Here is a 25,515-nt window from a genome sequence, read left to right on the forward strand (position 1 = left end):
CTTGCATATCACCATATTTTTTGCGTATAGATAATGCGTATATGATGAGGAATGCCCTATATGGCGAATGACAACCAAAATCAAGTCTTGGATGAACAAACTGATGCTGTAGATGAAAAATCTACAAAACGTGTGCGAAAAACCAAGCCAAAAGCGTCAGAAAGTGGTTCTACTGCCAGCTTATTTGGTATTGCACCTTATCAGCCGAAAAAAAATGAAGAATATATGTCCGAAGGACAGCTCGAACATTTCCGCCAAATTCTGTTGGCATGGAAAGAAGAGCTGATGTCTGAAGTCGATCGTACTTTAAACACAATGCAAGATGAAAATACTGCATTGCCTGATGTCAATGACCGTGCGACACAAGAAGAAGAGTTTGCCATTGAACTGCGTACACGTGATCGTGAACGTAAACTCATTCGTAAAATTGAGCAATCAATTGAAGCGATTAAAAATGATGACTATGGTTTCTGTGAAACGTGTGGTATTGAAATTGGTCTGCGTCGTTTGGAAGCACGTCCAACTGCAACCCTTTGTATTGACTGCAAAACTTTAGCAGAAATCAAAGAGAAGCAAAATAACGGTTAATACTGTGTTAAGTAATCCCTCCCTGACCCTCCCTTTAAAAAAGGGAGGGAAAGCTGAAGAGAATTACGTGGGTCGGTTTGCGCCATCGCCAACCGGCCCTCTGCATTTTGGCTCACTCATTACCGCTGTGGCGAGTTATTGCGATGCCAAAGCACATCAGGGTTCATGGTTGGTTCGTATTGAAGACACCGACATTCCGCGTATTTATCCTGACAGTGAAGCGCATATCCTAGGCGCTATCGATGCCTTTCAGTTTGAACCTGATGACGCCATCATTTGTCAGAAAGACCGCTTAGATCTGTATGAATCCGTTCTGCATCAACTTTGGCAAAATCATCTGGTTTATGCCTGCCAATGCACCCGAAAAATGTTGGGCTCCAATCATATTTATTCAGGCACTTGCCGCGAGTTAAATCTACCTTTTCAACAACACGCCATTCGTCTTAAAGTCTCCAATCAAGAGATTTGTTTCGACGATCGTCTGCAAGGAACGCACTGTTCCAATCTGCAACGGGACTTAGGTGATTTTGTGCTCAAGCGTCGTGATGGCATTATCAACTATCAATTGGCTGTAGTCATCGATGATTATCTGCAAGGCATAACGCATGTGGTTCGTGGTGCAGACTTGCTGGATAACACGGAACGGCAGATCTGGCTCGGTACTGTACTCGGCTATCCTCAGCTTGAATATATGCACCTGCCTTTAGCCATGAATGATCAAGGACAAAAGCTGTCTAAACAAAACTTGGCTCAAGCACTCGATTTAAATCTTGCATCTGAACTATTACAACACGCGATTCGTGCTTTACATCAGCCTGAAGTGGATTTAGACACACCAGCCAATATGCTAAAACAAGCGATTGCTCAGTGGGATATCCAATCTATTCCGCATACTACCCAACTCGAAGGGACGTATTTATAAAGTCACAACCACATCAAACTAAAAGATCCCTCTCAAAAAGGATCGTTTGATGTGCAATGCTGTTCAATTAAGCATTTTTAAATCCTCCCCAACCCTCCTTTTTCAAAGGAGGGGGCTTCAAGAAGATAAAATTATTTTAAATTCTTGATAGTTCGCATCTTTTTCAAAGATGAGAAGCATGGCTTCGTAAGAGGGGCAATTTTTTAAATGAGTAAGCATTGAGTTACTCTTAAGTAAACAGCATTACGCTTAATATGGGGTGTTTTACGAAAATGCTTAAAGCAAACTATTGAATTTAAAATGCTCATCTAAGAATACTAAACTTAGAATTTTTCTTTATAATTGATCTCCCCCATTTATCCTTTCAAAAACCAAAGAAAAAATGGGGGAAATACTTCATGCTGAGATGACCATGCCAAGCATGGTCTTACCGCCTTCCCACACATCGCTGAATCACTTTTAATCCAACTGAATTGAATTAAAATTAGAAGCTAGACTCTTCTTTACTCGGGTTGGTTTTTTGCGTAGTTGCATCAATTTTTAAAATTAAGCTGATCATCACCGCACACATAATTAAAGAGGAACCCCCATAACTAATGAATGGCAAAGTCAAACCTTTAGTTGGCAGCATACCCATATTCATACCGGCATTGACCAAAATTTGCAGCAAGAAAATAATACTAATGCCATAAGCCAAATAGCCTGCGCGTAAATATTGATGTTGCAAGGCACGATGACCAATTTTGATACAACAGACCAGCATGGTAAAAGACAATGCTAAAACAGTCGCGATGCCAAAGAAGCCAAACTCTTCACCTAAAATGGCCAACATGAAGTCGGTATGTGCTTCAGGAAGATAAGCCATTTTTTGAATACTGTGTCCCAGTCCTACGCCTGCCCATTCACCACGACCAAAAGCCATCAGCGCGTTAGAGAGCTGATAACCTGTACCTAATGGATCGGCCCAAGGATCAGTAAAAGATAAAGCACGTTGTAAACGGTAAGGTTCGAAGATAATCGCAGCCGCTAAGCCCAGAATAATCGCCAGCATAAAACCAATGAACTGAATCGGTGGTGCACCCGCTAAAAAGAACACGCCCAAAATCATCAAGACAATTACCGCTGTGGCACCTAAATCCGGTTCAGCCAGAATTAAACCGACGGTAATCACCATGACACCACCTAAACGAAACAGTCCCGATAGGTTATTTCGAACTTCTTCTGCCCTTCGCACCACATAATCGGCAGTAAAAATGGCCATCATGACTTTTGCCACTTCAGATGCTTGTAGAGTAAAACCTGCGATACGAATCCATCGCGTCGAACCATTCACCTCAGTACCGACAATTAACACCACCGCAAGCAATAAAATGGTCATTAACCACAATGGAAATGTGTTATTAAACCAAATATTCAGTGACACTTTGTAAGTTAAAAATGCTGCTGCTGCTGCGACCAGAATTGAAATTCCGTGTCGGATCACATAGTGAAATGCATTTTCATGTAAACGGTCTGCATAGGGCATCGAAGCCGATGCCACCATGACAGAGCCGATACACAGCAAGGCAATCACACAAAAAATGAGTACATTACGTGGCGTAAATTCAGCAGGGATTTTTGTTCCCCACGCATTATAGACCTGATTAATTTTATTTATGGTCGTCTGAGCTAACCCAGCCATACAGCTTTCCTTATCGTTCTTCTAAGCAAGTGTGTTCACACATTCAACAAACTGGTGTCCACGTTCACTATAACCTTTAAACATATCAAAACTTGCACATGCAGGAGACAATAACACCACATCATGGGCTTGAGTATGCTGTTGACATAATTCAACCGCTTCTTGTAAAGATGCCGCATGCAGCAAAGTCGTTGTCCCTGCAATCGCTTGTTCAATCACAGCACGATCTTCACCAATCAGCACCGCCAGCTTTGCATATTTGCTTAAGGCATCGCGTAAAGCAGTGAAATCCTGACCTTTACCCTGTCCCCCAAGAATAATGGCGACTTTGCCCTGTTGCGGCTCAATCGCAGCACCTAGACCATCAATTGCGGCTAATGTCGCCCCAATGTTGGTGCCTTTAGAATCATTGTAATAACGTACACCCTGAACTTCTTTAACAAATTCACAGCGATGCTCTAGACCTTTAAAGGTTTTTAAAGTGTCCAGCATTGATGCCAATGGCAAACCAATCGCCTCACCCAAAGCTAAGCATGCCAAAGCATTGGCGACATTATGCGTGCCTTGAATGTACATCTCTGAACTTTTCAATATGCGTTCACGACCACGTGCTAACCACATGGTGCCATCATTTTCTTTTAAGATGCCATATTGGTTCATATCTGGTGCATTTAAACCAAAACTCTGCATCGGGGTTGCATCTGGAACCAATGGGCGCGTCAGGGAATCATCACGGTTATAAACCACTTTTTTCACCCCTTGAAAGATACGATGTTTCGCGGTGTGATAGCCCATCATGTCACCATGACGGTCTAAATGATCTTCACTCATATTCAATATAACAGCCACTTCTGCATGTAAATTCGAAGTGGTTTCCAATTGGAAGCTCGATAATTCCAAAATATACAGCTCTGGATCATCTTTGGTTAAATCCAGTGCAGGACGCCCTAAGTTGCCCCCAACAGCGACCTTAACCCCCGCATCTTTCGCCATAAGACCAATCAAGGTGGTTACGGTACTTTTAGCATTTGAACCGGTAATGGCCATGATCGGCTTGTCGGTAAAGCGGCGTAAAATTTGAATTTCACTGACCACGGCAATGCCTTGGGCAATTGCGGTTTGAATCTCTGGCAGTTGAGGATCCAGTCCCGGACTAATCACAATTTCTTCGGCTTGTAATAGCAGCTCTTGATCAAGTTGACCGAAGCTGGTTTGCACGTCACTTGGAATTTGATCATGTCCTGGTGGAGTCTTGCGAGAATCTGTTACTGCAACGCGGTAGCCATGTTCATGTAAGAAATTTACTGCTGCAACACCTGAAATTCCGAGCCCTGCAACGACTTTTAGTCCACCACGTTGTATTAACATTTTTGCCCCATTTTCTGGTCGGTTTTTAAAACTGACAAAATGTTAGCACTTTGCTGTTTTGAATGCTTTTTCTGTTTTGACTTTATGCGTCTTTTTTTGTGTCAGTGCGTAAAAAAACCGTCTTTAAAAGACGGTTTTTTTAAATCAGCTGAGAACTGGCGATTTATTTCCATTTTACCGCTTGGACTTCTGTTTTTTTCTGTGTGCTGTCCTCCGTTGCAGCACAGCCACAACTTCCGCCACAACCAGAAACCATCGCAGGTTTTAACCATTTTGCCAATGTTGACCAACCTTGTTGATGACATACATTGGACAACGCCATAAAGACTGAGTTTGCCGTCTTAGGCAAGACTTTTTTGAAGACCACAACCGCACTCCAAATCACCAATGCTGCAATAATAAGAACTTCAATCATCTCAATCTCCTCTGTACATTATTTTGAATCAAATCAAGCCAATTCATTTAACCCAAATAATGCGATGCAATTTGATAGGTCAGGAAAGACATTAAATATGCCAAACCAAATAAATAAGCCGTCATAAAGCTGACCGTTTTCCACGATCCAGTTTCACGTTTCACGGTTGCCAATGTTGCAAGGCAATGCGGCGCATAAATAAACCAAACCAAAAGCGATAAAGCGGTCGCCAATGACCATCCCAAACTACCATCACTACTAATAATCGAAGCTAAACCTTGGGCAACAGCATCATCATCCGTCGCAGACAAGGCATACACTGTGCCTAAAGCTGCCACCACCACTTCACGCGCTGCCATGGCTGGAATTAAAGCAATACAAATCTGCCAGTTAAAACCCAGTGGGGCAAAAATCGGTTGCATCACATGACCAAGCATCCCTGCCAGAGAATAATCAATTGCAGGTAAAGTCGCACCTTCAGGCGGTTGTGGGAAAGTACATAAGAACCACAATAAAATAGACAGTGCGAAGATAATGCCACCGACACGTTTTAAAAAGATCTTGGCGCGGTCAAGTAAACCAATCCAAATACTTTTCACATCTGGAAAACGGTAGCTCGGCAATTCCATCAGCAACATATGTTGTGATTTATCGGTTTGGAAAAATTTCAGTACAAATGAGACCAGTAATGCACTGACAATGCCGGCCATATACAAACCAAACAACACTAGACCTTGCAGATTAAAAACACCCCAAACCAATTGTTCTGGAATAAAGGCAGCAATCAGTAGCGCATAAACAGGTAAACGCGCTGAACAGGTCATCAGCGGGGCAACCAAAATCGTGGTTAAACGATCTCGTGGGTCACTGATACTTCGTGTCGCCATAATCCCGGGCACAGCACAGGCAAAACTCGACAATAACGGAATAAAAGCCCGACCACTTAAGCCGGCTTTAAACATCAACTTATCCAGTAAAAATGCAGCACGAGGTAAATAACCCGATTCTTCAAGTACCAAAATAAAGAAGAACAGAATCAAAATTTGTGGCAAAAACACCAAAACGCCGCCTGCGCCTGCAATAACGCCATCCACCACCAAACTATTCAGCAATGGATGGGAAATATGCTGTCCAACAAACTCACCGAACCAAGCAAATAGGCTTTCAATGCCATCCATGAACGGTGCAGCCCAAGCAAATACGGCTTGAAAGACCACAAACATCATCAGTGCAAGGCTGACTAAGCCCAATACAGGATGTAAAAATATTTTATCGAGAAAATCAGAACGCTTATCTTCTTGATCCACCGAATGGACAACATCATGCAAAATGGTGCTGATTTTATGATGATTATCGCCATTCAAGCCGCTGAGTTCTGTATGTGGTATGGAATATTTACCTTGATCCAGCGCATTCATCAGGTTTTCAATGCCTGAATGACGTACTGCCACGGTTTCCACCACGGGAATCCCTAAACGTTCTGAAAGTTTTTGCGTGTTGATTTGCATGCCACGGCGACGTGCTTCATCCATCATATTCAGCACAAGTAAAATCGGGCGACCCAGCGCGATCATTTCTAGCACCAGACCTAAATGTAGATTTAGATTGCTCGCATCGACCACGCACAAGAACGCGTCTTGCTGTCCTTCTTCGGCAATTTTCCCTTGTACTACATCACGGGTGATTTCTTCATCTGGACTGGTCGCATCTAAACTATAAGTTCCGGGCAAATCTAATACACGGACTGGCTTACCCGATGGCAGGGTAAACTGCCCCACTTTACGTTCAACAGTGACACCTGCATAGTTTGCGACTTTTTGACGCGTACCAGTCAAGTGGTTAAATAAAGATGTTTTACCGCAGTTTGGGTTACCTACTAGGGCAATACGCAGCGCATCACTCATGCAGGTGCTCCCTCAAGACTAATTTCAATTTTTTCAGCTTCAACTTTACGCAGTGCGAATCGGGTAAATCCAACTTGAATTAAAATTGGATCTCCACCAAAAATACCTTTGGTAATGACCTGTACTTTTGTACCGGGAACAAAACCTAGCGTCTCTAAACGACTGGCTACCACATCGTTTTGAGCAAGATTGCCATCTAAAGTTCGGTTGACTTTGTGAATAATGGCTGTTTGTTTCACTTTTAAATCAGATAAACGCACCGCATCTAATCCTAAAATATTTTCCCCAGTATACAAACAAATGAGAATAATTACCAAATAAGGTTTGATTCTAATTCTCATCTTGCACTTGCACATCGACATTATAAAAAAATTATTCTAAATTGATGAAAGCCAAGAAAAACTTGGATTTTCCATTGAATGTAGAGCTGACATGCTGAATAAAAAACCTCGTATTCCTGCGCCTGTGGGCATTCCTGAACATTTAAGTTTTTTACAGGGTTTCCGAGATTATTTAATTGCACAAACTGTAAGCCCGCATACGCGCAATGCCTATCTATCTGATTTAATTCAATGTAGCGAATGTAAATCTGTTGCAATGCCGGATTGGTCTAGCGATGACGTTGCGGATGTTTTACTCACACTTACTAAACAAGGGAAAAGTCCACGTTCCATTGCTCGCTCACTTTCGGCATTGCGTTCTTTTTATAAATTTCTCCGTGAGCAGAAATTACGCTCAGACAATCCGGTGGCGACCCATAAAACCCCTAAAATTGGACGCTCCCTACCGAAAGACATTTCAGAACAAGAAGTTGAAGCGCTTATTCATGCCCCCGATATTGCAACAGCATTGGGTCTACGCGATCGTGCCATGCTCGAAGTGCTGTATGCCTGTGGCTTACGCGTAACTGAATTACTCAATTTACGGCTTGAATTGATTAATTTAAAACAAGGCTATTTGCGCATTGTCGGTAAAGGCAATAAAGAACGCTTGGTGCCTTTAGGACAAATGGCCTGTGAATGGATTGAAAAATACTTAACTGAAGCACGTTCTCAATTGTATAAATCTGCCACAGACTATGTATTTTTAACCCAGCATGGCGGCATCATGAGTCGGCAAAATTTTTGGTATGCTATTAAACGCTATGCACTACAAGCGGGGGTTCAAGCCGAATTATCACCACATACTTTACGCCATGCTTTCGCCACCCATTTACTCAATCATGGTGCTGATTTACGTGTGGTTCAAATGCTATTGGGGCACAGTGATTTATCCACCACACAAATTTATACTCACGTGGCTCAAATTCGTATGCAACAACTACATGCAACTCATCACCCTCGCGCTTAAAGCGATGCCTAGAACGCAGATAAAATGATTCAGTAAAGAAGCTTTGATCTTGCAACAGGGTGATGACTGCACAAGGTTGTTCAGCAACAACGCAATCCATTGCTCAAATATCACGAGCCTCTAACCAGCATGACGGTTTTTTGTTATGCTAAGCCACCTATTTTATCTATAGTTAAAAGAAAGGGTTATTTATGTCATCTACCCGCTCAAAAATTTTTATTGCATGTACTTTGGCAAGCAGCTTAGCAATCAGTGCTTGTTCCAACTCAAATAACGATGAAAAAAAGCAAAACACCTTAACCGCGAGTGCACCAGCAACGGGAGAAGCCTCTAATCTCTCTGAACGTAATACACAGCAGCGTCTCATTAAAACCCTGCAACAGCACTTCAAAAAAGCCAATATCAATGCCAAAGTGCTCGATATTAAAACCACTGAAGTGCCCAATTTGTATTGGGTCAACCTTGAAGGGATGTCATCGGTCTATGCCACGGCAGACGGTAAATACATTATCCAAGGCGATGTACTGCGTTTAGGCGATAGTAAAATCCACAATGTCAGTGAAAACCTACAATCGGCAGCCAACAAAAAACTACTGGCTGATTTAAAAACTGAAGATCTTTTGGTCTATAAAGCCCAAGGTAAAACCCAACATATCGTGTATGTCTTTACCGATGCCAGCTGCCCGTATTGTCATAAATTACATGAACACATGAGCGAAATTAATGCCAAAGGCATTGAAGTGCGTTATATCGCATGGCCACGTGGCGAGCAGTTCATGCCAGCCATGGAAAGTGTTTGGTGTAGCGCCGATCGTCAAGCGGCTTTCAATCAAGCTATTGCCGGTGCCCCACTTCCACCAGCAACCTGCAAAAACCCGGTTCGTGCACAATATCAACTCGGTCTAAATATGGGGGTTAATGGCACGCCAGCGATCTATAATGAAGAAGGTATTTACCTCGGTGGCTACCTCTCTCCAGATGAATTAGTACAGCGTTTAAATAACTAATTTTTATTCGTTAATTTACTAATTTTTATAGTTGAAGATAAAGTGATTTCTTTCCTAGAGTCTGATGCTTTTTTTAGCTATGATCTAGACTCGCTTAAAATTGATTAGATATTGGAGTGTGACGTGAAACCAGTTCGTCTGGCAATCCTCGGTCTTGGTACTGTGGGTGGTGGTGCCCTTAAACTACTAAAAGAAAATGCTGCTGAGATCAGACGTCGCACCGGTCGAGAAATTGAAATTACCCATGTCGGTACGCGTCGTCCACGTCTCGATTTGGATCTTCCAGAATCAATTAAGCAAAGTGCTGATCTGCTCGATATTGTACGTCAGCCCGATGTTGACGTTGTGGTTGAAGTCATGGGTGGAATTCATCCTGCCTATGAAGTGATTATGGAAGCCATGAAACATGGCAAACATATTGTCACTGCAAATAAAGCCTTACTGGCTGAACATGGCACTGCGCTATTTAAAGCCGCTGATGATCATAAAGTACAGATTGCTTATGAAGCAGCTGTTGCTGGCGGTATTCCAATTATTAAAGTCATTCGTGAAGGTTTAGCCGCGAATAAAATTGATTGGCTTGCTGGCATTATTAACGGTACAGGCAACTTCATTTTGTCTGAAATGCGTGAAAAAGGTCGTACCTTTGCCGATGTACTGACAGAAGCGCAAGAATTGGGCTATGCCGAAGCAGACCCAACGTTTGACGTGGAAGGGATTGATGCGGCGCACAAATTAACGCTGCTCGCATCTATCGCCTTTGGTATTCCTTTACAGTTCGATAAAGTCTTCACCGAAGGCATCAGCAAAATTACCGCACAAGATGTCAAATATGCTGAAGAACTGGGCTTTCGTATCAAGCATTTGGGGATTGCACGCCGTGCCGCAAAGGGTATTGAGCTGCGTGTCCATCCGACCTTAATTCCTGCTGAAGAATTGCTTGCCAATGTCAACGGCGTGAAAAATGCCATTTTGGTGCAAGCCAATGCAGTCGGTCCGACCCTGTATTACGGTGCGGGTGCGGGTGCAGGTCCAACAGCGTCTGCTGTGGTTGCCGATGTGGTCGATATTGTACGTGATATTGCCTATACCGAAGACGGTGCAGGTACCATCCCGCAATTGGCCTTTGAAGCCCTAAGCGACTTGCCTATTCTTTCACGCGAAGAAATGACCACTGGATACTACATTCGGATTAATGCCGAAGATCAAACTGGCGTTCTTGCCGATGTCACCACAATTTTAAGTCGTGCCGGAATTAGCATTGATGCCATCATGCAACAACCGCGCTTAAAAGATTTGATTCCGATCGTGATTTTGACCGATCCTGTGGTTGAATCAAAAATGGATGAAGCCTTAGAACAAATTCAAGCATTCCCCTTCATTCATGGCGAAATTGTGCGAATTCGTTTAGAATCGCTTGATAATTAATCGGGTTAAGGGGAGTATTTCCCCTTGCCAAGCTCTACACACAATTGGAACATCATCATGTCTAATGCCAATCGTTATACTGGTTTAGTTGACCGTTATCGTGACCGTTTACCAGTATCTGCAACCACTCGTGCAATCTCTTTAGGTGAAGGTAATACACCACTGATTAAGCTTGAGAACATTCCCCGCATTATTGGTAAAGATGTTGAAATCTATGTGAAGTACGAAGGCTTAAACCCGACGGGTTCATTTAAAGACCGTGGTATGACCATGGCGGTCACCAAAGCGGTTGAAGAAGGCTCTAAAGCCATTATTTGTGCCTCTACTGGTAATACTTCTGCTGCGGCGGCGGCCTATGCAGCTCGTGCAGGCATCAAAGCATTCGTTTTAATCCCAGAAGGCAAAATTGCCATGGGTAAAATGGCACAAGCGATGATGTACGGCGCAATCACCATGCAAATCCGTGGTAACTTTGATGACGGTATGCGTTTGGTCAAAGAAGTGGCGGATCAAGCACCAGTCACGATTGTGAACTCAATCAACCCTTACCGTTTGCAAGGTCAAAAAACCATTGCTTACGAAATTGTTGAAGCTTTAGGTCGTGCACCTGATTATCACTGCTTACCTGTGGGTAATGCAGGTAACATTACTGCACATTGGATGGGTTATACCGAAGCTGTTGCCAATCAGCCGAAAGAGCAATTCGAACCAGTGATTTACGATGCTGAAACAGATCAATTCACAGGGCCAAAACCTGCGGGCTTACCGATTATGGTCGGTTATCAAGCTTCAGGTGCTGCACCATTCCTACGTGGTGGCCCAGTTGCAAACCCTGAAACCGTTGCAACAGCGATTCGTATTGGTAATCCACAAAGCTTTAACCATGCAAAAGCCGTGGTACGTGATTCAAACGGTTGGTTTGATGAACTTCAAGATAGCGAAATTTTAGAAGCACAACGTCTGCTTTCTATGTACGAAGGTGTCTTTGTTGAACCTGCATCTGCAGCTTCAATTGGCGGCGCAATTCGTGACATTAAAGCAGGTAAAATTGCTGAAGGTTCAGTGATTGTGTGTACAGTGACTGGCAATGGCTTAAAAGACCCAGACACAGCAATCAAACAATGTTCAGATGCAGTAATGCTGACCATTGATGCAACCATGAATGATGTGAAAACCTCGATTCTTTCTAATATGTAAGCATCGAATTTCGGCAATAAAAAACCAGTTGCATGCAACTGGTTTTTTATTGGGCTATTTTCTACCCAGCTGCTTATTCATAATCATAGCCATATTCTTTTTCCAGCTCTTTTTCAATGCGCTGTATCTCATCCAGCGCAATTTCACGTATCTCAAAAAGGGGTTGCTTTAACATGGTGTTTATCGCAAATAAAGCGTCATCATCCCAAGCCTGAATGCGTAGTTGATCTTGACTATAACTAAGTCCAGCATGGGTTGCGATCAGCGACTGCATCAATATTGGGTTTTGCGTTAAGCTATCAAGTGTTCCCTGAAGGACAATATTAGGCTCATCAAATTCAGAAAATACATGTTCCATATACGGTTTTAAATATTCGGGACTGGCCGCATAAATGAGACCCGCAAAACATTCATCATATTGTTTAATCCAGTCTTGCTGTTTCAAAGACCAGAGTGCATAAAATTTGACTTCATCGGCAAAACTGACCAATTGATAACTCTGCATCTGAGCCAACTGCACAAACTCAAAAGTATCGGCATCATTCAAACTTGCGGGCAAAACATCTTCAGAAATATCGCCCGCCTCGACAATATGTTCTCCACAACGTGAAAACACAAAATCATCATACTTTTGCAGTTCATCTTCTGTTGCATCGAAAAAAGAAGCCACTTCGTATAAGGCAAAGTTACGGGCTGCCACAATTTCTAATTGTTTATAGTGCTGTTCAGCTACAGCTTGATCCTGAAAAATATTGGCAATTCGGTTTCCTGCCACATAAAAAACCTCATCGTTATAACCGAAAAATTTTTCACGGATGACAAAAGTCGGCATGTTCATTTCCTTTATTAAGTGTGTTGATTATGAAGTGTATTGATCATTATGTTTTATTTGATTAAGTGCCTGAGCACTGGCAGGTACAGCCATGCCATTATCCATCCACAATTCAAATTGCATGGCATTAAAAAAGTCCTCTGGGGCACCATCCAGATCCACTAAATTGCGGATGGGATAGCCCATACGCGGCAAGATTTCGTAGATAAACCAACTGTTATGGGTCAACAACAGCGAGTGTAATTTTCCCGTTAAAGCTAAGGGCGATAACAATATTTGTGAAAGTTGCGGTTGATCTGAATAATACTGGTGTATTTTTTCAATTTTTTGTTCGAACCCCACAGGCAAACGTGCCGGATCAATCGCGCGAACAAAATCAGCCAAGGTGGGAATAAAACGTTGCTGATAATCCACCAACAAATGATCACGTTCACAGAGATCTTTCAGATCGACCGACTTTCCTGCACTGTTGAGCAGACTATGCCCATAAATTGGAACCACAACGCTATTTACCCCCCAAAGCGTGTGTAAAATACGATGGCGAGCATCGCTACACAGGCTTTTGGTGCTATCAATAAAGCGATGAACTTCATAATAATCTTCAGCTTCTCCGCCCCAACGCTTAGCCGAAATACGCGCATGCTGCATAGCATTCATAATCTGTTGTCATCTGGTTTTTATCGCTTTATATCTTAATCTTTTTTTGAGAAAAATCGATGAAAAAACGGACAGATGAGACACATTCTGTCGTTGTAAATAACAATCTAAAGGAATAAAAAAACTCTTCCGAAGAAGAGTTTTTGTAAGAATTAAAAACCGTATTAAATACGTTTTGGTAACTGACTTGTCCAATTCATTAAACGCATGGCATCTTCAGTACGCGCTTGAGAGCTGTCTGCACCCAATAGCACCACCACTGCCGGACGATTATTCAAAGTGGTGTGCATCACGACACAGCGCCCTGCTTCATTGATATAGCCGGTTTTTGAAATATTGATATTCCAACCACCATTACGCACCAAAGCATTGGTATTATTCGATTTCAACACACGATAACCCAAATTAAAGTCATAGCTTGCCGTGGTTGAGAATTGACGAATTAATCCATATTGATAAGCAGCACTGACCAAAATACCTAAATCACGTGCAGAAGCGATATTACGTGGATCAAGCCCAGTCGATTCATAATAATGAGCGGACGTCATACCTAAAGATTTTGCTTTGCTATTCATTGCTGAAACAAAAGCAGCTCGACCACCCGGGTAAGTACGAGCTAAAGCCGCGGCAGCCGGATTTTCAGACTTCATTAAAGCCAACAATAAAACTTCCGCACGATTCATTGAGTCGCCAGCACGTAAAGTCGAGCTTGAATTTTTACCGCCTGCTCCTGCAAAATCAACCGCTTGCAAAGTAATGTCTTCAGACATATTTAGTCTAGCATCGGCAATGACCACCGCAGTCATCAGTTTGGTGATGGATGCAATCGGCAATGCAGCATTGGTATTTTTACTGTATAGCACTTCACCTGTTTGAGAATCCATGACCAATGCTGCACGTGCATTGACCGCGGGTTGATTGCTATAACGCGAATTATTTAAAATTTGTACAGTTTTAGGCGCAGCATGCGATACGACAGCATTCGAACTGCGCACAGAGGTGGTGATTTTAGTTGAACCTTGTGGCGTTGCTTCATCGTTTAATGATGAAACATCACCATTGAGAAGTTGTTTCGCATCTTCAGAGGACCAATTTAAAGCAGCTTGACCTGTCCCCCCAGATGCATCCATGATGAGTTCTGCAAAGCTGCTTGAACTCATGCTAAGTAAGATAGACATCCCTAGCACATGCATTAAAGATTTATTTGAATTTTTCACGATAGTTTACTCAACTCTGGGAGGTAAGATACATTTGTGTATTACCTCAAATATGCCTTACATTTAGACACAAAGGTGAACAGTTTCTCGCTCATCACATTGTGCATAACATTTCATTTAAAGATTAAGAATAGGATTGCTAATTTTGTCATTTCATTGCAAGCTTATTTTGCTTTATGTAACAAAAAACATGCTTTTTTTTATTTGAGGGAGAACTAGGTGATCACAGTTTTAGTAGTAGATGACCATGAGTTGGTACGTACCGGAATTTGCCGAATGCTCGAAGACCATGCGGATGTTCAAGTCATTGGTCAAGCTGAATCTGGAGAAGAAGCGATTACCTTAGTCCGTCAACATCACCCCAATGTAGTCTTACTCGATGTCAACATGCCGGGCATTGGTGGGGTAGAAACCACCCGACGCCTATTGCAAACCGCACCCGAGACCAAAGTCCTCGCTGTGAGTGGTTTAGCGGAAGAGCCTTACCCTTCATTATTATTAAAAGCCGGTGCGAAAGGCTATATTACCAAAGGTGCTCCAGTCACCGAGATGGTTCGTGCCATCAACAAAGTCATGCAAGGTGGCAAATATTTTAGTGCCGATATTGCAGAACAACTGGCCAGTTCATATCTTTCAGATACACAACAGTCGCCATTTAATGCATTATCAGAACGTGAAATGCAGGTGGCAATGATGGTGGTGAATTGTATTAGTGCACAGGAAATTGCCGACAAACTGTTTGTCAGTGTGAAAACCGTCAATACTTACCGTTATCGTATCTTCGAAAAACTGAATTTAGACAGTGATGTAAAACTGACCCATTTAGCCATTCGGTATGGGCTAATTAAACCTTAATACTTTTTGATTTCGCTTTCTAGAAGACATGCATGACGCAAAAAACGAATATTTTTGAGTTTAATCAATATCATTTAGGCATGTGGTATGCCACCTATAGACTGATTATTGCGACATGTCTTCTACTGATTTTCGTACTCACTTATCAGCGCTTAAATACAGATTATCAATATCCAAAACTCTATCTTTATGTACTGATTGGCTATGTCACAATCAATTTTATTCAATTGATTTTAATTAGAAAAATAAAATATAAAATCCCACAACAATTCATTTTGATCTTTACAGCCGATGTCATTGCTTTAAGTTTACTGACTTTAGCCATGGATGGCCCTAATCTGCATTTAAGCCTGCTTTTTGTGATCACCATTTTTGCAGCATCTTTATTACTCGATGCAAAAAAGGCATTGGTCATTACCCTGATTGCGGTGATTAGTGTGGTTTACCAGCTTTTTTTAGGCAGCTTATTTGATTTTTCATCCCTCAATAATATCGGCAATAGCGCCCTGTTGGCTTTTTTGTTTTTTGTCGTCTATGGCAGTGGTCAATTAGCAGTTCGACGCTTCCAATTGTTGGAAAATTTAAATTTTTCGCAATCTTTGGAACTTAATCGACTACAAAATTTGAACCGTTATATTTTAGAACAGATTGAACTGGGTTATTTGGTCTTAGATGAGAACTGTCATATTGTGCTCAGTAATCCTGCTGCATGTATGCTGTTGGGTATTCCGCCACTCTATGCTTATGATAAATTCCCCTTATACAAAGCCCAACCCGATTTATTTGAATTACTCAAATTTGATCAGCTCAAAAACGGCGAGAAATTTCAGTTCGAGTCACAATTGAGTTTGTATCATATGCACATTGAAGTACAAAAATTAATTGTGCCCCATCAGACCCTCACCCTGTTGGTGCTACAAGATGCCCGTAAACTCAATCAAAAAGTACAACAATTAAAACTTGCAGCATTAGGACAACTTTCAGCCAGTATTGCGCACGAAATTCGCAATCCACTCGCAGCGATTGTCCAAGCCAATGAGCTTTTGGCGGGCAGTGATCTCGATCAGCAACAGCGTTTAAGTCAGATGATTGCTAAACAAGCGCTCCGGATTGATTGCATCATCCAAGACACGCTTAATATGGTACGAAATAAAGAAACCTATCCCACACAATTACAACTCAATCAGTTTATCCCAACATTCCTACAAGAAGATTTAGCTGATGTTGCACAGCAAATTAACTACAACATCCAAGATAAAATGGCGATCACTTTTGATGAAGCTCAACTGCGGCAAATTCTAATTAACTTGCTGCGTAATGCAATTCGGCATAATGTTCCAGCGCATGCAAAAATTGAATTAAATATTTATGCCCATGAATCTAATGTTCGAATTGATGTGCGTGATTTTGGTTCAGGCGTAGCTTCACAAGACCTGGCTTATTTATTTCAACCTTTTTTTAGTACCGAAATTACAGGAACTGGTTTAGGATTATACTTATCACGTAGCTTTTGCGAAGCAAATCAAGCAGAACTCAACTACGTAGAACAAAAACAAGGGGCATGCTTTCGAATAGAATGCCCACATGTTGCTTTAAATTAATATTACTGGGGTGTAATTGTGGAACGACAACCACTTGTTTTGTTAGTGGATGATGAGGAAGACTTGTGTACGCTCATGCAAATGTCTTTATCGCGTATAGGCATAAAAACTCATATTGCACATCGTCTAGAACAAGCCAAAAAACTCTTATCTGAAAATAGTTATGATGCTTGTTTAACCGATTTAAATTTACCTGATGGTAATGGACTACAGTTGGTAGAATGGTTGACTCAGCGCTTTCCATCCTTGCCCGTGGCAGTATTGACGGCCTATGGCAATATGGAAATTGCGATTGCCGCATTAAAAGCCGGCGCTTTTGATTTTGTCAGCAAACCGATTAATCAAAAACATTTGCAACAACTTTTACAAAAAGCTTTAAACAAACCCATCGAGCATTTCAACAGCAAAGAAGACAGTCTGGAACAAAAATTACTGATTGGACAATCGCTGCCGATTCAACAATTACGCATTACCTTAAATAAAATCGCTCGCTCTCAAGCACCGGTCTTTATTACGGGTGAATCAGGTACAGGTAAAGAAGTCATTGCCAATCTGGTCCATCGTTTAAGTAATCGCAACGAAGGCCCTTTTATCGCGATTAACTGTGGTGCGATTCCAACTGAACTGATGGAAAGTGAGCTGTTTGGGCACAAAAAAGGTAGCTTTACTGGTGCAACGCAAGATAAACAAGGGCTGATTCAGTCGGCACATGGCGGGAGTCTATTTTTAGATGAAGTGGCTGAACTGCCTTTAAGTATGCAGGTCAAGCTGCTTCGTGCGGTGCAAGAAAAACGTATTCGCCCTGTCGGTTCGGACGCTGAAATTGATGTCGATTTTCGGGTCATTAGCGCCAGTCATCAAGACTTGGAAGCCTTGGTACAACAAGGTAAATTTCGCCAAGACTTGTTTTTCCGTATTCATGTGATGGATCTTGTGCTTCCGCCACTACGCGAACGCGGCGATGACATTATTTTATTGGCGCATCATTTTATTCAAAAAATTAGTCAAGAATGGGGTATTCCAAGCAAGCAATTGACGGAGCGTTCCAGAAACTTTTTGCTAGGTCAATATTATCCCGGTAATGTCCGAGAACTGCGCAATATTATTGAACGCGCCATGACTTTAAGTGATGACGAAAAAATTGACTTGCCGAACTTACAAAGTGCGCCATTACGTTACCCTGTCGTCAGTACAATCGCAGATCAGGAATCAACCCTCATTCCTCGCACTGAAATTCTACTGTCTTCGAAAAAGTTACCCGATGAAGGTTTAGAGCTTTATTTAGAAAATATTGAAAAAGATATTTTACTCAATGCACTGAATCTAACCCATTGGAACAGAACGCTGGCAGCAAAAAAACTCGGCATGTCGTTTCGTTCTTTACGCTACCGGTTAAAGAAATTTGGCTTAGATACCGATGATGAATAAACCATTTATTTATGGTTGAGAATAATCTCTGCAACATGCTCAAGATAGTTTTCCTCTTTCATGTCATGTTGCAGCAGATATTGCTGATTAGGTTGAATTCCAACCCCTTCAATCATGTTGCCTTTAGGCGTGTAGTAATGCGATACCGTCATCTGCAAAGCCGCACCATTGGACAAAGGGAATAATTTTTGCACCACCCCTTTTCCATAACTTTTTTCCCCCACAACCCATGCACGGCCATGATCTTTGAGTGCTGCGGTAAAGACTTCAGCAGCTGAAGCAGAACGGCTATTCATTAAAATACCCAGCTTTAAATTTTGAAATTCAAAACTCGGTAAGGCTTGAAATTGTTGATCACCCTCAGAACGGCTTTTGGTCGAGACAATCAGCCCTTGATTCAAAAATAAATCCGCGGATTCCACCGCAGCAGATAATAGCCCACCGGGATTATTTCTTAAATCAAGCAAGACCGCTTTCAAGCGTGAAGAAGAATGCTCTTCAATTAAGCGTTTAATTTCATTGGCTGTATCTTGTTGAAAAACTTTTATTTTTATCACTAAAACTTGATTATGCAAGACATTCGCTTGTATATCGGTTTCTATTTTTTTATTGCGAACTAAAGTCAGTGGCGCACTATTTTGAGCCAATTGTAAACTTAAAGTCGAACCAATAGCGCCATTGAGTAAACTATGCACTTGATCATGATTGAGTTTTTTTAGTTCTTGATCATCAATCTTAAATACAGCAACACCATTACGTAGACCCTGTTTGGTCGAATCGGCATTACTTTTTAGGCCTTGAATCACCCACTGATGTAGCTGTGAATCATAAATCAATTCAAAATCAACCGAGGCCATATCGCCTTCGGTATATTGTAACAGCAGCTTATAATCTTCTGGACTTAAATAACGAGAATAACGGTCTAGTCCACCGACCAAACCTTTAATCGCTTGTTGAAATAAAGCATCATCATTTTTTTCATCGACATAATTGTCTTTGACAATGCTATAAATTTGCACAAATTGCTGAATCGATTCCACCGGAACTTCAGCATAATTTTGTTCAACCTCATCATCAAAATCTAAAACAGGCGGAGTTTTCACCGCCCCAAGAGCTGAATGGCTCACACACATGAATAACGTGGTTAAAGTGACAACCATCTTCCAGCGTTGTAAAGCCATCCGTTCACCTGTTTATACGATTTATTTTATGATGCCAAAGTAATCAAATTACGACCTTGCATTTCTTTAGGTACAGGAATTTGCATTAAGCTTAATAAGGTCGGTGCGACATCGGCAAGTACACCCCCTTCAGCAATCGTTGCAGAAGTTGGTCCTACGTAAATGAAGGGCACAAGTTCAGTGGTATGTTGCGTATGGACTTGACCACTTTTGTAGTCTTGCATTTGTTCGACATTACCATGGTCAGCCGTGATCAGCATATGACCTTTTTGTGCCATCACCGCTTCATAGACACGACCTAAACAGGTGTCTACCGCTTCCACTGCTTTCACAGCAGCATCAAATACCCCTGTGTGTCCGACCATATCACCATTGGCAAAGTTGACCACCAACAAATCAAATTCACCTGAATTAATTGCAGCCACCAATTCATCGGTCACTTCATAAGCACTCATTTCAGGCTTAAGGTCATAGGTCGCCACATTGGGTGATGGAATGAGGATGCGTTTTTCACCTGGATATTCATCTTCACGACCACCACTGAAGAAGAAAGTCACATGGGCATATTTTTCAGTTTCAGCAATACGCAGTTGGGTTTTACCTAAATTCGATAAATATTCACCAATCGAGTTCTGCAAGGCATCTGGCATATAGGCCACAGGTGCATCAATCGTGGCTTGATAACGGGTCAACATCACAAATTTAGACAGCTTTGGAACCACTTTACGTTCAAAAGCTGCAAAATCTTTTTCGACAAATGCTTTGGTGATTTCACGGGCACGATCCGCACGGAAATTCATAAAGACAACGCTGTCACCATCTTGAATTTTAGCCACATCGCCAATACGCGTCGCTTTGACAAATTCATCTTTTTCTTCAGCAGCATAAGCTTGTTCTAAGCCTTCAACGGCTGTTGTCGCTGTACGTATTGCTTCGCCTTCAGTCAATAAACGATAGGCTTGTTCAACACGATCCCAACGATTGTCACGATCCATGGCAAAATAACGACCAATCATGGTCGCAATACGCCCTTGACCCGGATATTGAGCAAAAACAGCCTCTAATTTTTCTAAAGAAGGTTGGGCACTTTTAGGCGGTGTATCACGACCATCCAAGAACGCATGCAAATATACTTTCGCACCACGTTTTAAGGCCAACTCACACATCGCCACAATATGGTCTTCATGCGAATGTACGCCACCTTGTGACAACAGGCCCAGAATATGTACAGCACCCTGTGCAGCTTTGGCTTTTTCCACCGCATCAATCAAAACGTCATGCTCAAAAAAAGCACCTGTACGAATGTCTTTGGTAATACGGGTGAAGTCTTGATACAACACACGACCTGCACCAAGGTTCATGTGACCCACTTCAGAATTGCCCATTTGACCATCCGGTAGACCGACATCTTCACCAGAACCAGAAATCAAACTATGTGGATGCTTTTCTTGCATAGCCGTTAAATTAGGTCGTTTGGCTGCTAAAAAAGCATTGTCTTCGACCGCTTCGCGATGCCCTACACCATCCATAATTACCAATACGTGAGGGATTTTGCCAGCAGTTGCACCCGTCATAATGAACACTCTTTTGTTTACAATTTCATCGTTATATCTTACCGAATTTTCGGTCAAGACTCTATGTGCAGATCATGCCTAAAGCGGATCATGCACCGTGTTTTATCAGGCTCTATGCAATGATTAACGAGCACGTCGCAGTAAATAACCGCCCGCCAGCATCATGAAAATAATCGGTACAAACACAAACCATGCTGGTGAAGGTGAATACACTAAACTTGCATAGCCCAAGAAATCTTGTAGATAGAAGAATCCTAAGCCAATAAACAAGGCAATCACCAAACGAAAACCCATTGACTGTTGACGTAAAGGACCAAAAATAAAGGAACAAGCAATCAGTACCAATGCAATTAAAGCAAACGGTGAAGCCACTTTCTGCCAAAATGCCAGTTTATACGTTTTCGGTACTTGGCTGTATTCATGCATATAACTCATAAAACTGACCAATTGACTTGGCGATAAATCCTCCGGATCAATGGTCACCATATGCACATATTTAGGTTGCAGCGCCAAAGCCAAAGGCAGTTGTTCTGCTTTAACCACTGTTGCATTGCCCTGCGGTAAAATGTCAATTTGCGAAGCCGCTTTTAGACTCCAGTCGCCATCTTTGATGAACTGGCCTTCTGCCGCATTTAACACCCCTTTCAAGTGATAACGCTCATCAAAGTCAACCACTTGAACATGCTTGAGCTGTCCTTGTGCATTGGCATAATCAATATAAATAAAACGCTGACCTTCGCGTGTCCAATAACCACTGACTTCACCCAATGAACTGACACTGCGGTGATCTTTCACGCTTTTGGCTTGTTCATTGGTGTATGGAATCACCCATTCACTGAGCACAAAGGACAACAGCACCAAAATTAATGCCGAGCGAATTACCCAACCCACAATGCGCCACAAACTAATCCCGACGGAACGCATCACCACCAATTCAGCATTGGACGCTAACGTGCCTAGACCCAGTACAGCACCAATTAAGGCCGCAATCGGCAAGATTTCATATAAGTAGCGAGGTGCACTCCAAAGTACATAAACCAAAGCATTCCACGCAGTATAGGTTTCATTTAACTCACCTAATTCACCTAAATAGGTAAATAAAACTTGTAGAACCGATAGCACAACAGTTGCACCCAGCATCGCTAATGCGGTGGTTTTGGTCACATGTTTGGCAATTATTCGACGTGCTAACATTTTAAGACCTCACCTGCTGAATGCGTTTCTTAATTTTAGGGGCAAGCTTTTGTTTGCGTGAAAATAATGCCGCAGCAACACCATATACCACCAAGACCAACGGATATGCCTCTATGCCCATTTCATCTTTACTGACCCGCGTTTTCACCGCCATCAGTGCCACAATCAAACTGGCAAAAATGAGCAAAGCAGGAAAGAGTTTTAAATAACGACCTTGGCGTGGACTGACTTCTGAAAGTGCAATCGCTAAGGCTAAAGCCACGATAATGGAGAATGGAACGAAGATCCGCCAGCCCAATTCACTGGCAACAACAGGATCAGCACGATTCGTCCAAAGCTTAGCAATAGGTAATGCTTCCACTTCGGCACTTTCAAATTTAGCTTCTGTGTCACTTTCTAAACGTAAACGATAGGATTGAAATTCTGCTTGGCTATATTTCGCTTTGCCGGGGAAAATTTCGTAACGACGACCTTCGACCAAATCGACAATACTGGCGGTTTCATTGGCAACTTCAACACGAGTTGCTTCCTTCGCCAAAATCATCACATCAGGTTTATCTGGCTTTGCCGCACGTTGATAGAAAAAGACATCTTTTAAATTACGACGATCTTCAGACAAGTCCCCCGCATAAATGGTATAGGGCCCCGATGAAATAAACTCTTTCGGGCGGACTAAATCAAAGCCCGTTCGCACTGCTTGATTGGTGGTCAATTCTTCAAACTGACGCAGCCCCCAAGGCGATATCCAAATCATGAGCACCGATTGCACGGCAAGAAAAACCACAGTCAACGGTATCAGTAAACGACCCAAGCGATGCCGACTGATTCCACTGCCATTAAGCACCGCCATTTCATGGTCAACATACAAACGACCAAACACCAGTACCAAGCCAATAAAGAAGCCCAATGGAAGAATTAAAGTCAGAAATTCTGGCAATCGATAACCAATAATACTGAATAGAATACTGACATCTAAACGACCTTGTGCCGCAACACCAAAGTACTTGATCAGTCGACCACCCATCATGATTAAGGTCAATAAGGCAATCACAACCAAGGATGTAGACACCACTTGCTTGACCAAATAACTCCGAATAATCAAATTAATTCTTCCAAAAAAGAGGCAAATAAAAACTAGGCTTAGTTTACCCGAATGCTGAAAATATAAAACCTATACTGTAGTTGCGCATTGAAACTCTATTCATAGAAATGTTTCAATGGTTTAATGGTTTGCAAACATTCAAAGGCATGAATACAGAACATGAAACTAACAATTAATACGTCATTCCAAGAGAATGCGTCTAGCCCATATTTGTTGATATTAGTCGATTCTGAACAGCTACAAAAGGCAGCTACTTCTTATGAAATCAATAATTTAAGCGCTTTAGTTGAAGCAGCCCAATTTAAAGCCAGTTTAACCGAAAGCTTACCACTCATCGGGAAAGTGGCGGTATGTAGTAATACTGTACTTATCGGCATAGATAAAGCTGCGGATCTGCAAGCCAATAAATTAGCAAAAATTGCGCAAAGCATTATCAAAACGTCACAAAAAAAATTCAAACAGATCAGTATTGATATTTCTGCATTAGCAATAGAGCAACATTATTTATTTGCCTTGGCTTTAACCCAAGCCGCGTATGCTTTTGATGAATACAAATCGAAAAAAAATGAATTCATACTGGAAAATATTCATCTGATTTCAAACAACAGTACCTTGAATCCACAACAACTCAACTTGATTCATGCCGTACAATCGGGTCAAAACTGGGCGCGTGATTTAGGCAATCGCCCGGGGAATATTTGCTTCCCTGAATATTTAGCCGAACAAGCACAAGCGCTCGCTGCACAATACCCTGACTTGCTCAAAGTCACCGTAATTAATGAGCAACAAATGGCCGATTTAGGCATGAACGCCTTCCTTGCCGTTAGCAAAGGGTCAGATCGTCCGGGTCGTGTCATTACCCTTGAATATAAAGCCCATACCGAACAAGCGCCTGTAGTCTTAGTGGGTAAAGGCGTCACCTTTGATACTGGCGGTATTTCACTCAAACCCGGCGCTGGTATGGATGAAATGAAATACGATATGTGTGGTGCAGCATCTGTGTTAGGGACCATGCGTGCGCTCTGTGAAGCAAAACTGCCGATTCATGTGGTTGGTGCCATTGCTGCCGCTGAAAATATGCCTTCAGGCCATGCAACACGTCCGGGGGATATTGTAAAAACCATGAGCGGTCAAACGGTCGAAATTTTAAATACCGATGCAGAAGGTCGTTTGGTTTTATGCGATACCTTGACTTATATCAAACGCTTTAACCCTGCTTTAGTTATTGATATTGCCACTTTAACTGGTGCATGTGTGGTTGCCTTAGGTTCAGTGCTGACGGGTCTATTCACCCCAGATGATGAACTGGCTGCTGAAATTCATGCTGCGGGACAAACCTCATTTGACCGTGTATGGCGCATGCCCGTGATTGACGATTACCAAGAACAACTGGATTCTCCATTTGCTGATATTGCCAATATTGGTGGCCCTAAAGCCGGTTCAGTTACCGCAGCCTGCTTCTTACAACGCTTCACGCGTGAATACCGTTGGGCGCATTTAGATATTGCTGGTACTGCATGGAACTCGGGTGCAGCCAAAGGTGCAACTGGTCGTCCTGTGCCATTATTGCTCCAATTTTTAGCCAATCGTGCGCAGTCCAATGGCTAAAGTAAGCTTTTACTTATTTGAAAAAAGTCCCGAACGGCAAGTGGAAAGCACTTGCCGTTTGTGCCGTAAGATTCTGAAACAGCCTGAACGGATTTGGTTATATTGTACAGACGCAGACTTACAACAGCAGCTTGATGAACGATTGTGGAGTTTTGATCCCAGCAGTTTCATGCCGCATGGCATTGATCAGCAATCGGCTACAATTTGTATTTCATCTCGGCTGCCGGAACAATCAGACTGGATCGTGTTTAATTTTAACAATCAAGCGCTTGAACAGATTGATAAATTTAGTCACATTATAGAAATCATCGAAAATAATGAATCGGCAAAACAACTGGGTCGTGAAAAATTTAAACAATACCGACGCTTAGGTATTGAGCCACGAACTTTTAAACTATAGCTGATC

The 25,515-nt window shown here is 42.2% G+C and carries 23 protein-coding genes; 11 read left to right on the forward strand and 12 right to left on the reverse strand.

Features of this window, described 5'->3' with window-relative positions; genetic code table 11:
• The first annotated feature begins 60 nt into the window (after nucleotides 1-60).
• Nucleotides 61-588 carry an RNA polymerase-binding protein DksA gene (dksA, locus tag F994_RS09225; protein WP_004650046.1) on the forward strand — a complete coding sequence of 176 codons (528 nt, stop codon included), beginning with the start codon at nucleotides 61-63 and terminating at the stop codon, nucleotides 586-588.
• 4 nt (nucleotides 589-592) lie between these two features.
• On the forward strand, nucleotides 593-1,510 hold the full coding sequence (gene gluQRS / locus F994_RS09230; protein ID WP_004650047.1) for a tRNA glutamyl-Q(34) synthetase GluQRS: 918 nt from the start codon (nucleotides 593-595) through the stop codon (nucleotides 1,508-1,510).
• A gap of 484 nt (nucleotides 1,511-1,994) precedes the next feature.
• On the opposite strand, the gene ftsW is transcribed toward gluQRS, so the two are convergent.
• The 5 genes from ftsW to F994_RS09255 form a co-directional block, all read right to left on the reverse strand.
• A complete protein-coding gene (gene ftsW, locus F994_RS09235; protein ID WP_004650048.1) occupies nucleotides 1,995-3,191 on the reverse strand; it encodes a putative lipid II flippase FtsW in 1,197 nt (398 codons plus the stop codon).
• Nucleotides 3,192-3,212: 21 nt separating this feature from the next.
• Nucleotides 3,213-4,559 carry a UDP-N-acetylmuramoyl-L-alanine--D-glutamate ligase gene (murD, locus tag F994_RS09240; protein ID WP_004650049.1) on the reverse strand — a complete coding sequence of 449 codons (1,347 nt, stop codon included), beginning with the start codon at nucleotides 4,557-4,559 and terminating at the stop codon, nucleotides 3,213-3,215.
• A gap of 163 nt (nucleotides 4,560-4,722) precedes the next feature.
• On the reverse strand, nucleotides 4,723-4,974 hold the full coding sequence (locus F994_RS09245; RefSeq protein WP_004650051.1) for a DUF6587 family protein: 252 nt from the start codon (nucleotides 4,972-4,974) through the stop codon (nucleotides 4,723-4,725).
• 47 nt (nucleotides 4,975-5,021) lie between these two features.
• Nucleotides 5,022-6,878, reverse strand: a complete 1,857-nt coding sequence (gene feoB / locus F994_RS09250; protein WP_004650052.1) for a ferrous iron transporter B — start codon at nucleotides 6,876-6,878, stop codon at nucleotides 5,022-5,024.
• The gene (locus F994_RS09255) at nucleotides 6,875-7,138 is read right to left on the reverse strand and encodes a FeoA family protein (RefSeq protein WP_034696995.1); all 264 of its coding nucleotides are present in this window, start codon (nucleotides 7,136-7,138) and stop codon (nucleotides 6,875-6,877) included. Before F994_RS09255 ends, feoB begins: the two co-directional genes overlap by 4 nt.
• 172 nt (nucleotides 7,139-7,310) lie before the next feature.
• Between F994_RS09255 and xerD the strand changes: the two genes are divergently transcribed.
• The 4 genes from xerD to thrC all read left to right on the forward strand — a co-directional run bounded on the left by xerD (nucleotide 7,311) and on the right by thrC (nucleotide 11,860).
• A complete protein-coding gene (gene xerD / locus F994_RS09260; protein WP_004650054.1) occupies nucleotides 7,311-8,228 on the forward strand; it encodes a site-specific tyrosine recombinase XerD in 918 nt (305 codons plus the stop codon).
• A 191-nt stretch (nucleotides 8,229-8,419) separates the two neighbouring features.
• Nucleotides 8,420-9,235, forward strand: a complete 816-nt coding sequence (locus F994_RS09265; RefSeq protein ID WP_004650055.1) for a DsbC family protein — start codon at nucleotides 8,420-8,422, stop codon at nucleotides 9,233-9,235.
• A gap of 123 nt (nucleotides 9,236-9,358) precedes the next feature.
• Complete coding sequence (locus tag F994_RS09270; protein WP_004650056.1) at nucleotides 9,359-10,663, forward strand: homoserine dehydrogenase; 1,305 nt, start codon at nucleotides 9,359-9,361, stop codon at nucleotides 10,661-10,663.
• Nucleotides 10,664-10,720: 57 nt separating this feature from the next.
• On the forward strand, nucleotides 10,721-11,860 hold the full coding sequence (thrC, locus tag F994_RS09275) for a threonine synthase (RefSeq protein ID WP_004650057.1): 1,140 nt from the start codon (nucleotides 10,721-10,723) through the stop codon (nucleotides 11,858-11,860).
• Nucleotides 11,861-11,933: 73 nt separating this feature from the next.
• On the opposite strand, the gene F994_RS09280 is transcribed toward thrC, so the two are convergent.
• The 3 genes from F994_RS09280 to pbpG all read right to left on the reverse strand — a co-directional run bounded on the left by F994_RS09280 (nucleotide 11,934) and on the right by pbpG (nucleotide 14,566).
• Complete coding sequence (locus tag F994_RS09280) at nucleotides 11,934-12,692, reverse strand: hypothetical protein (protein WP_004650058.1); 759 nt, start codon at nucleotides 12,690-12,692, stop codon at nucleotides 11,934-11,936.
• Between the two features lie 27 nt (nucleotides 12,693-12,719).
• On the reverse strand, nucleotides 12,720-13,349 hold the full coding sequence (locus F994_RS09285; RefSeq protein WP_004650059.1) for a DUF6915 family protein: 630 nt from the start codon (nucleotides 13,347-13,349) through the stop codon (nucleotides 12,720-12,722).
• Nucleotides 13,350-13,513: 164 nt separating this feature from the next.
• Nucleotides 13,514-14,566, reverse strand: coding sequence for a D-alanyl-D-alanine endopeptidase PBP7/8 (pbpG, locus tag F994_RS09290; protein WP_004650061.1), 1,053 nt, complete (start codon nucleotides 14,564-14,566; stop codon nucleotides 13,514-13,516).
• Between the two features lie 219 nt (nucleotides 14,567-14,785).
• Between pbpG and gacA the strand changes: the two genes are divergently transcribed.
• From gacA to F994_RS09305, 3 genes are read left to right on the forward strand one after another with little or no spacing between them, the layout of a single operon-like run.
• Nucleotides 14,786-15,421 (forward strand): response regulator transcription factor GacA, encoded by a 636-nt coding sequence (gene gacA / locus F994_RS09295; RefSeq protein WP_004650062.1) that lies wholly within the window; start codon nucleotides 14,786-14,788, stop codon nucleotides 15,419-15,421.
• A gap of 32 nt (nucleotides 15,422-15,453) precedes the next feature.
• Nucleotides 15,454-17,022: a sensor histidine kinase gene (locus tag F994_RS09300; protein WP_004650063.1), complete on the forward strand. Its 1,569-nt coding sequence runs from the start codon at nucleotides 15,454-15,456 to the stop codon at nucleotides 17,020-17,022.
• Between the two features lie 15 nt (nucleotides 17,023-17,037).
• Nucleotides 17,038-18,450 (forward strand): sigma-54-dependent transcriptional regulator, encoded by a 1,413-nt coding sequence (locus F994_RS09305; RefSeq protein WP_167555803.1) that lies wholly within the window; start codon nucleotides 17,038-17,040, stop codon nucleotides 18,448-18,450.
• Nucleotides 18,451-18,455: 5 nt separating this feature from the next.
• Here F994_RS09305 and F994_RS09310 read toward each other — a convergent pair whose 3' ends face one another.
• The 4 genes from F994_RS09310 to lptF form a co-directional block, all read right to left on the reverse strand.
• On the reverse strand, nucleotides 18,456-19,631 hold the full coding sequence (locus F994_RS09310; RefSeq protein WP_004650065.1) for a S41 family peptidase: 1,176 nt from the start codon (nucleotides 19,629-19,631) through the stop codon (nucleotides 18,456-18,458).
• 26 nt (nucleotides 19,632-19,657) lie between these two features.
• Nucleotides 19,658-21,205 (reverse strand): 2,3-bisphosphoglycerate-independent phosphoglycerate mutase, encoded by a 1,548-nt coding sequence (gene gpmI / locus F994_RS09315; protein ID WP_004650066.1) that lies wholly within the window; start codon nucleotides 21,203-21,205, stop codon nucleotides 19,658-19,660.
• A 123-nt stretch (nucleotides 21,206-21,328) separates the two neighbouring features.
• Complete coding sequence (gene lptG / locus F994_RS09320; protein ID WP_004650068.1) at nucleotides 21,329-22,399, reverse strand: LPS export ABC transporter permease LptG; 1,071 nt, start codon at nucleotides 22,397-22,399, stop codon at nucleotides 21,329-21,331.
• 1 nt (nucleotide 22,400) lies between these two features.
• The gene (gene lptF / locus F994_RS09325) at nucleotides 22,401-23,501 is read right to left on the reverse strand and encodes an LPS export ABC transporter permease LptF (RefSeq protein ID WP_004650069.1); all 1,101 of its coding nucleotides are present in this window, start codon (nucleotides 23,499-23,501) and stop codon (nucleotides 22,401-22,403) included.
• Between the two features lie 159 nt (nucleotides 23,502-23,660).
• Between lptF and F994_RS09330 the strand changes: the two genes are divergently transcribed.
• Both F994_RS09330 and F994_RS09335 read left to right on the forward strand, forming a co-directional pair.
• Nucleotides 23,661-25,109 carry a leucyl aminopeptidase gene (locus tag F994_RS09330; protein ID WP_004650070.1) on the forward strand — a complete coding sequence of 483 codons (1,449 nt, stop codon included), beginning with the start codon at nucleotides 23,661-23,663 and terminating at the stop codon, nucleotides 25,107-25,109.
• Nucleotides 25,102-25,509 carry a DNA polymerase III subunit chi gene (locus tag F994_RS09335; RefSeq protein WP_004650071.1) on the forward strand — a complete coding sequence of 136 codons (408 nt, stop codon included), beginning with the start codon at nucleotides 25,102-25,104 and terminating at the stop codon, nucleotides 25,507-25,509. The genes F994_RS09330 and F994_RS09335 overlap by 8 nt, the downstream gene beginning before the upstream one ends.
• Nucleotides 25,510-25,515 lie beyond the last annotated feature (6 nt).

It is taken from the genome of Acinetobacter bohemicus ANC 3994 (genome assembly GCF_000367925.1).
GTDB lineage: Bacteria > Pseudomonadota > Gammaproteobacteria > Pseudomonadales > Moraxellaceae > Acinetobacter > Acinetobacter bohemicus.